Genomic DNA, 7,511 nt, shown 5'->3' with positions numbered 1-7,511 from the left:
GATGGCAGCTCGCCTGCGAACTCGGCGGCGCAGCAATTGCGATAATATCGGTTCTGGCTGGCGGGGAGGGGATGGGCCTTGCCGCCATGGTTCTGGGATGGCAGCTCCTCCTGCTTGCGCTGCTCGACCTGCGCCACCTGTGGCTTCCGCGTGTGCTGGTCGGCTGGCTGGCGGTGAGCGGGCTGGTGGTTGTCGCGGCTCAGGCGTGGGCCTCCGGCAGTCTCGACCCGCTGCTTGCCTCGCTCGGCGGCTGCGCACTGGGCTATCTGCTGCTGTGGGGCATTGCGCGGTTCTACCTGAAGACGCGCGGGCGCGACGGGATGGGCGCGGGCGATCCGCCGCTGCTGGGTGCGATCGGCCTGTGGATGGGGCCGCTCGGCGTGGTCGAGGTCATGCTCGGGGCAAGCATAGTGGGCATCGCGGCGGCTATTGTCATGCTTGTCAGCAAGCGTAAGATCGCGGCCGACACGGCCCTGCCGCTGGGAACCTGCCTTGCCGCTACGGCATGGCCGATCTTTCTGCTGCAAGGGTTCGGCTAGCGATTCGGGAGAGAGCGGCGATGCAAGAGTCCATAGGGCACGAGTCCAAAGGGCACGAGACCACGCGCGAAGCCATGAGCGTCCTTCTCGAGCGCCAGCGGGCAGCGTTCACGGCGGCGAGGCCCGAACCGCTCTCTGTCCGGCATGACCGCCTTGAACGGTGCGCGCGCATCCTGCTGGACCATGGCGAGGATTTCGCCCGGGCGATGAGCGCGGACTTCGGCCACCGCAGCCACGAGCAATCGATGCTGACCGACGTCATGCCCGCGCTCAGCCTAGTGCGCTATTGCCAGAAGCGGATGAGGGCCTGGGCGAAGCCGGAAAAGCGGCACGTGAACTTTCCACTCGGCCTGCTCGGCGCAAAGGCGGAAGTGCGCTACGAACCCAAGGGCGTGATCGGCATCGTCGCGCCGTGGAATTTCCCGGTCGGGCTGACGCTCGCCCCGCTGGCACAGGCCTTTGCCGCGGGCAATCGCGCCATGCTCAAGCCGAGCGAGTTCACCGAGCGGACCTCGGAGCTGATGGCCGAACTGTTCCCGAAGCTCTTCGGGGAGGATGAGGTTGCGGTCGTGCTTGGCGGTCCGAAGACGGGCCAGGACTTCTGCGGCCTTGCCTTCGACCACCTGCTGTTCACCGGGGCGACGTCCATCGGCAGGCACGTGCTGCACGCAGCGGCCGACAATCTGGTGCCGGTAACGCTGGAACTGGGCGGCAAGTCGCCCACGATACTTGGCAAGGGTGCTGACGTTGCCCGGGCGGCCGACCGGATCGCACTGGGCAAGATGATGAACGCAGGCCAGATCTGCCTTGCGCCCGATTACATGCTGGTGCCCGAGGACATGGAGATGCAGGCGATCGGCGCGATGCAGGCGAGCGTCGCCCGGATGTATCCGACACTGCTGGCCAATGACGACTATACCTCGGTGATCAATCGCCGCCATCGCGACCGGCTGGAAGGGCTGGTTGACGATGCGGTGGCCAAGGGCGCCGAGGCGATCGTCGTCAATCCGGGAGCAGAGAACTTCGCCGGATCGAACGGCAACAAACTGCCCCTTACCATCCTGCGCAACGTGCGCGACGACATGAAGGTGATGCAGGACGAGATATTTGGGCCGGTGCTGCCGGTCAGGACCTATCGCGGGATCGATCAGGCGATCGACTACGTCAACCGGCACGACCGCCCGCTCGGGCTTTATTACTTCGGCGAGGACAAGGCCGAGCGCGAAGCAGTGCTGACGCGCACGATTTCGGGCGGGGTCACGGTCAACGACGTTATTTTTCATGTCTCGGCCGACGATCTGCCGTTCGGCGGGATCGGGCCTTCGGGCATGGGCAGCTACCACGGGATCGAAGGCTTCCGCAGCTTCAGCCATGGCCGCGCGGTATATTCACAGCCCCGGATCAACGTGGCCAAGCTTGCCGGGCTGATGCCGCCCTATGGCGCAGCGACCGCGAGGACCTTGAAGATGCAGCTGAAGTAAGTCCTGCATACGAATCCGCGCAGGCTCCGACCGGCGTGATACGGTCGAAAAGGTGGCAAAAAGGCTGGTGGAATCCGCCCTGACAGCAATGCACACCACTTGCGCGAAAGCGGCGGCGGGACTAGGGCGGCGCGAAACCTGCAGCTACGCGAGTCAGCCCTTTGGTCGATCTGTCTCAATACCTGCCGATCCTGATCTTCCTCGGGATCGCGCTCGCGCTTTCGGCGGCATTCGTGTTCCTGCCGATGGGCGTTGCCCGCCTGACCGGCACACACAACCCCAATGCCGAGAAGAACAGCGAGTACGAATGCGGCTTCCCCGCGTTCGAGGATCCCCGCAGCCAGTTCGACGTCAGGTTCTACCTCGTCGCCATCCTGTTCATCATTTTCGACCTTGAAGCGGCATTCCTGTTTCCCTGGGCGGTCAGCCTGAAGGAAACCGGCTGGGCCGGCTGGATCACCATGATGGTGTTCCTGGGCGAACTGGTGATCGGCTTTATCTATGCCTGGAAGAAGGGCGCGCTGGACTGGGAATGAGCAACATGGCCACTTCTTCGCCTGTCAACTTTGGCATCACGGCAAATCAGGGTGCGGTTGCCGCGCCCGACCAGTCGTTCTTCGACAGCCTCAATGCCGAGGTCAACGACAAGGGCTTCCTCGTCACGTCGACCGAGGAGCTGTTCCAGTGGGCGCGCACCGGCTCGCTGTGGTGGATGACCTTCGGGCTCGCCTGCTGCGCGGTCGAGATGATCCACGTGAACATGCCCCGCTATGACATGGAGCGCTTCGGCGTTGCCCCGCGCGCATCCCCGCGCCAGTCGGACGTGATGATCGTGGCCGGCACGCTGTGCAACAAGATGGCCCCTGCGCTGCGCAAGGTCTACGACCAGATGTCGGATCCCAAATACGTGATCTCGATGGGATCGTGCGCGAACGGCGGCGGCTATTATCACTACAGCTATTCGGTGGTGCGCGGTTGCGATCGCATCGTGCCCGTGGACATCTACGTCCCCGGCTGCCCGCCGACCGCCGAGGCGCTGCTCTATGGCGTGATGCAGCTGCAGCGGAAGATCCGCCGCGCCGGCACGCTCGAGCGCTGAGGGAGCACGGCAAATGACGGTTCTCCACTCCGCGCCGCGCTGGTCGTCGAACGAGGGCGTGCATGACGCGCTGGTAGCAGCGCTAGGCGACATGGTCGTGGCTTCCAAGGAAGAGCACGGCGAGATCGTGATCGAAGTGGCGCGCGAGCGTGCCGAAGATGCGCTGCGCCTGCTTCGCGATGGTCATGAATACCAGCAGTTGATGGACATCGCAGGGGTTGACTACCCGAGCCGCGCAGACCGCTTCGAGGTTTGCTACTGCCTGCTGTCGCTGACCAGAAACCACCGCATCGTGATCAAGGTTTCGACCGACGAGGCGACGCCGGTGCCCACCGTGACCACGCTCTGGCCCAACGCCGGCTGGTACGAGCGCGAAGTCTACGACATGTTCGGCGTGCTGTTTGCGGGCAATCCGGACCTGCGCCGCATCCTGACCGACTATGGCTTCCAGGGGCACCCGTTCCGCAAGGACTTCCCGCTGACCGGCTATGTCGAGCTGCGCTATTCCGAAGAGGACAAGCGCGTGGTCTATGAGCCGGTGGAGCTTGCGCAGGACTTGCGCCAGTTCGACTTCATGAGTCCGTGGGAGGGCGCGGACTACGTGCTGCCGGGTGATGAGAAAGCGGTGGTGCCGCCGCCCGCTCCTGCGCCTGTCGCCATGGCGCCCGACACCAAGGGCACGCCTTCGGTCGACAAGCCCAAGACGACCGACAGCAAGGCCGATACCGGCGCTGGCGAGAAGGCCAATGACGCTGCGGCCAAGGCTGTCGCGCCAACCACTTCGGCAATCGACGAGCCTGCCGCGCCCGCGCCGACCGAAGACCGTCCGGCACGCAAGCCGCGCAAGAAGAAGACCGATGGAGAAGGCGCATGAGCCTGAGCCTCGAACAGTCGCCGACCACCGGTGACGAGGTCATCACCAACTACACGATCAACTTCGGTCCGCAGCACCCGGCGGCGCACGGCGTGTTGCGCATGGTCATGGAGCTGGACGGCGAGATCATCGAGCGGATCGACCCGCACGTCGGCCTGCTGCATCGTGGCACCGAGAAGCTGATCGAGCACAAGACCTACCTGCAGGCGCTGCCCTATTTTGACCGGCTGGATTACTGTTCGCCGCTCGCGATGGAGCACTCCTATGTGCTCGCAGTCGAGAAGCTGCTGAACATCGAAGTGCCGCTGCGCGCCCAGTACCTGCGCGTGCTGTTTGCGGAACTTACGCGCATCTGCAACCACATGCTCAACCTCGGGTCGCACGTCATGGACGTCGGCGCGATGACGCCGAACCTGTGGCTGTTCGAAATCCGCGAGGACTGCCTCAACTTCTTCGAACGCGCTTCGGGGGCGCGCATGCACGCGGCATGGTTCCGCCCCGGCGGCGTGCATCAGGACGTGCCGCTCAAGCTGCTGGCCGACATTGCCGACTGGATCGACACGCGCCTGCACCCGCTGTTCAACGACGCGATGAGCCTTGTGGTCGACAACCGCATCTTCAAGCAGCGCAATGTCGATATCGGCATCGTCTCCAAGGAAGACGCCGTGCGCTGGGGCTTTTCCGGCCCGATGATCCGTGGGTCTGGCATCGCGTGGGATCTGCGCAAGAGCCAGCCCTACGACGTCTATGACCGCATGGACTTCGACATTCCGGTCGGCACCAGCGGCGATTGCTACGATCGCTTCATGGTCCGCGTGGAAGAAGTGCGCCAGTCGGCCCGCATCATCCAGCAGTGCATTGCTGAAATGCCCGAAGGCCCGGTTGCCAGCACTGACCGCAAGGTCGTGCCGCCCAAGCGCGCCGAGATGAAGCAGTCGATGGAAGCGCTGATCCATCACTTCAAGCTCTACACCGAAGGCTTCCACGTTCCGGCGGGCGAAGTCTATGTCGCGACCGAAAGCCCCAAGGGCGAATTCGGCGTCTATCTGGTGTCGGACGGAAGCAACAAGCCCTACCGCTGCAAGATCCGTCCGACCGCGTTCTCGCATCTTCAGGCGATGGACTTCATGAGCGTCGGCCACATGCTACCCGACGTGACCGCGATCATCGGCGCCATCGACGTGGTGTTCGGGGAGTGTGACCGGTGAGCAATCCCCAAGAAGCTAATTTGCGCACCGCCAAGGCGATGATCGCCGCCTACAACGCGCAGGACGTGGATACTTACGTCAGTCACATGACCGACGACGCCTGCGAGGCGAACTATCGTGGGGATGTGGTGCGCGAGGGCAAGGAGGGCACGCGCTCCGGCCTCGCCGCCGCGTTTGCGCGCTGGCCGCAGAACCACGCCGAAATCGTCGAGGCGCAGGCCATCGGCAACTACGTGCTGATGCGCGAGCATGTGACGCGCGGCCCCGCGACCGATGGTTCGGCGCTGGTCGAGCCGTTCGACGTGGTCGCAGTCTATTCTTTCGAGGGCGAAAAGTGCTCTCGGGTGGAGTTTATCCGGTGAAGTCGACATTCGATCTGATGCGGGTCTGGGCGATGCTGACCGGCATTGTGCTTGCCGCAGGCTATTTCGCCAGCGTTTATGCCGGTATCCCGGTTAGCGAAATGCTGCCCAACATCGTTTCGGCCATCGGCGGCTTCGAACTGTTCCTGTTCGCGCAGGACCTCTGGATCAAGCGGAGGCAGCACAATGGCTGATCGCCATATCGAACCTGACAGCCCCGAACTGCGCGCGCGCTGGGGCGGTTTCGCGTGGACGGCAGAGAACGCCGAACAGGCCAAGGTCATCGTCGGGCGTTATCCCGAAGGGCGCCAGCGCTCGGCGGTGATGCCGCTGCTCGATCTGGCGCAGCGCCAGGTCGGGGCGGAGCTGAACACGCAAGGCTGGCTGCCGATTCCGGTGATGGAATACGTGGCCAAGTACCTCGACATGCCGGTGATCCGCGTGGTCGAAGTGGCGACGTTCTACACCATGTACAACATCGCGCCGATCGGCCGCTTCCACGTGCAGGTCTGCGGCACCACGCCGTGCATGCTGCGCGGGTCTGACGACATCATGGCGGCATGCAAGTCGAAGGGTCTGAGCAAGGGCCACACGACGGCAGACGGCCTGTTCTCGCTGACCGAGGTCGAGTGCATGGGCAACTGCGCCTCCGCGCCGATGGTCCAGATCAACGACGACAACTACGAAGACCTCACCGCTGCTGACATGACGCGAATTCTGGACGAGCTGGCGGCGGGCAAGCAGCCCAAGACCGGCACGCAGCTTGCCGGACGTCACACGGTGGAACCGGCGGGGGCCTTGAGCAACCTGACCGCGATGGTTGACTCCAACCATGATTACCGGGGGGAGTGGTAAGCCATGGTCGACACCCCTTCTTTCGTCATTGCGAGCGTAGCGAAGCAATCCAGTGCGATTGCGGGTGACGCTCTGGATTGCCGCGTCGCTTCGCTCCTCGCAATGACGAGTGTTATGGGAGGTGCTCTGTGAGCCTTCAGGACAAGGATCGCATCTTCACCAACGTCTACGGTTTCCAGCCGTGGAACCTTGCTGCTGCTCGTCAGCGCGGGGACTGGGATAACACCAAGGCCCTGATGGAGCGCGGGCAGGACGCGATCATCGAGGAAATCAAGGCTTCGGGCCTGCGCGGACGTGGCGGTGCGGGGTTCCCGACCGGCATGAAGTGGTCGTTCATGCCCAAGGAAAGCAAGGACGGCCGTCCGAGCTTCCTCGTGATCAACGCCGACGAATCCGAGCCGGGTTCGTGCAAGGACCGCGAAATCATCCGCCACGATCCGCACAAGCTGATCGAAGGCGCGCTGGTGGCGGGCTATGCGATGCGCGCGCGGGCGGCCTACATCTACATTCGCGGCGAATATATCCGCGAGGCCGAGACGCTGTTTGCCGCCGTGCAGGAGGCCTATGACGCCGGCCTGATCGGCAAGAACGCCAGCGGTTCGGGCTACGATTTCGACGTCTTCGTCCATCGCGGCGCGGGCGCTTACATCTGCGGCGAAGAAACCGCGATGATCGAAAGCCTTGAAGGCAAGAAGGGCCAGCCCCGCCTCAAGCCGCCGTTCCCGGCAGGCGCGGGCCTCTATGGCTGCCCGACCACCGTCAACAACGTGGAATCGATCGCGGTTGCGCCGACGATCCTGCGTCGCGGCGCTTCGTGGTTCTCCTCGTTCGGGCGTGAGAACAACAAGGGCACCAAGCTCTTCCAGATCAGCGGCCACGTGAACCGGCCCTGCGTCGTCGAGGAAGAGATGAGCATTCCGTTCAGCGAGCTGATCGAGAAGCATTGCGGCGGCATCCGTGGCGGCAAGGACAACCTGCTCGCCGTGATCCCCGGCGGATCGTCGGTGCCGCTGGTGCCCGCGTCCGAAATCTGGGATGCGCCGATGGACTTCGATGGCCTTCGCGCGCTGGGTTCGGGCCTTGGCACCGCCGC

The 7,511-nt window shown here is 64.0% G+C and carries 10 protein-coding genes; all 10 read left to right on the top strand.

Annotation, left to right across the window (positions count from 1 at the left end; genetic code table 11):
* The coding region (locus AC2A04_RS18200) for a prepilin peptidase (RefSeq protein ID WP_484213776.1) at positions 1-539 on the top strand (539 nt) is incomplete at its 5' end.
* Between the two features lie 20 nt (positions 540-559).
* Positions 560-2,020, top strand: a complete 1,461-nt coding sequence (locus AC2A04_RS18195) for a coniferyl aldehyde dehydrogenase (protein ID WP_484213775.1) — start codon at positions 560-562, stop codon at positions 2,018-2,020.
* 161 nt (positions 2,021-2,181) lie between these two features.
* Positions 2,182-2,556: an NADH-quinone oxidoreductase subunit A gene (locus tag AC2A04_RS18190; RefSeq protein ID WP_311506866.1), complete on the top strand. Its 375-nt coding sequence runs from the start codon at positions 2,182-2,184 to the stop codon at positions 2,554-2,556.
* Positions 2,553-3,119, top strand: a complete 567-nt coding sequence (locus tag AC2A04_RS18185) for a NuoB/complex I 20 kDa subunit family protein (protein ID WP_484213774.1) — start codon at positions 2,553-2,555, stop codon at positions 3,117-3,119. The genes AC2A04_RS18190 and AC2A04_RS18185 overlap by 4 nt, the downstream gene beginning before the upstream one ends.
* Before the next feature lie 13 nt (positions 3,120-3,132).
* A complete protein-coding gene (locus tag AC2A04_RS18180) occupies positions 3,133-3,993 on the top strand; it encodes an NADH-quinone oxidoreductase subunit C (protein ID WP_484213773.1) in 861 nt (286 codons plus the stop codon).
* Positions 3,990-5,201, top strand: a complete 1,212-nt coding sequence (locus tag AC2A04_RS18175) for an NADH-quinone oxidoreductase subunit D (protein WP_484213772.1) — start codon at positions 3,990-3,992, stop codon at positions 5,199-5,201. The genes AC2A04_RS18180 and AC2A04_RS18175 overlap by 4 nt, the downstream gene beginning before the upstream one ends.
* Before the next feature lie 38 nt (positions 5,202-5,239).
* The gene (locus AC2A04_RS18170) at positions 5,240-5,563 is read left to right on the top strand and encodes a nuclear transport factor 2 family protein (protein ID WP_484213777.1); all 324 of its coding nucleotides are present in this window, start codon (positions 5,240-5,242) and stop codon (positions 5,561-5,563) included.
* Entirely contained in the window at positions 5,560-5,757 is a 198-nt protein-coding gene (locus AC2A04_RS18165; protein ID WP_484213771.1) for a hypothetical protein, read from the top strand. The genes AC2A04_RS18170 and AC2A04_RS18165 overlap by 4 nt, the downstream gene beginning before the upstream one ends.
* On the top strand, positions 5,750-6,418 hold the full coding sequence (nuoE, locus tag AC2A04_RS18160; RefSeq protein WP_484213770.1) for an NADH-quinone oxidoreductase subunit NuoE: 669 nt from the start codon (positions 5,750-5,752) through the stop codon (positions 6,416-6,418). The genes AC2A04_RS18165 and nuoE overlap by 8 nt, the downstream gene beginning before the upstream one ends.
* Before the next feature lie 128 nt (positions 6,419-6,546).
* The coding region (nuoF, locus tag AC2A04_RS18155) for an NADH-quinone oxidoreductase subunit NuoF (protein WP_484213769.1) at positions 6,547-7,511 on the top strand (965 nt) is incomplete at its 3' end.

The organism is Novosphingobium sp. HNCC26DJ243, from assembly GCF_057180545.1.
The sequence above is the reverse complement of the archived record's forward strand: the minus strand, read 5'-3'. Positions and strand labels throughout refer to the sequence as shown.

Coding starts and splice junctions, on each gene's coding strand:
- AC2A04_RS18195 (WP_484213775.1), top strand. CDS start 560: ATGCAAGAGTCCATAGGGCACGAGTCCAAAGGGCACGAGACCACGCGC.
- AC2A04_RS18185 (WP_484213774.1), top strand. CDS start 2,553: ATGAGCAACATGGCCACTTCTTCGCCTGTCAACTTTGGCATCACGGCA.
- AC2A04_RS18180 (WP_484213773.1), top strand. CDS start 3,133: ATGACGGTTCTCCACTCCGCGCCGCGCTGGTCGTCGAACGAGGGCGTG.
- AC2A04_RS18175 (WP_484213772.1), top strand. CDS start 3,990: ATGAGCCTGAGCCTCGAACAGTCGCCGACCACCGGTGACGAGGTCATC.
- AC2A04_RS18170 (WP_484213777.1), top strand. CDS start 5,240: ATGATCGCCGCCTACAACGCGCAGGACGTGGATACTTACGTCAGTCAC.
- nuoE (WP_484213770.1), top strand. CDS start 5,750: ATGGCTGATCGCCATATCGAACCTGACAGCCCCGAACTGCGCGCGCGC.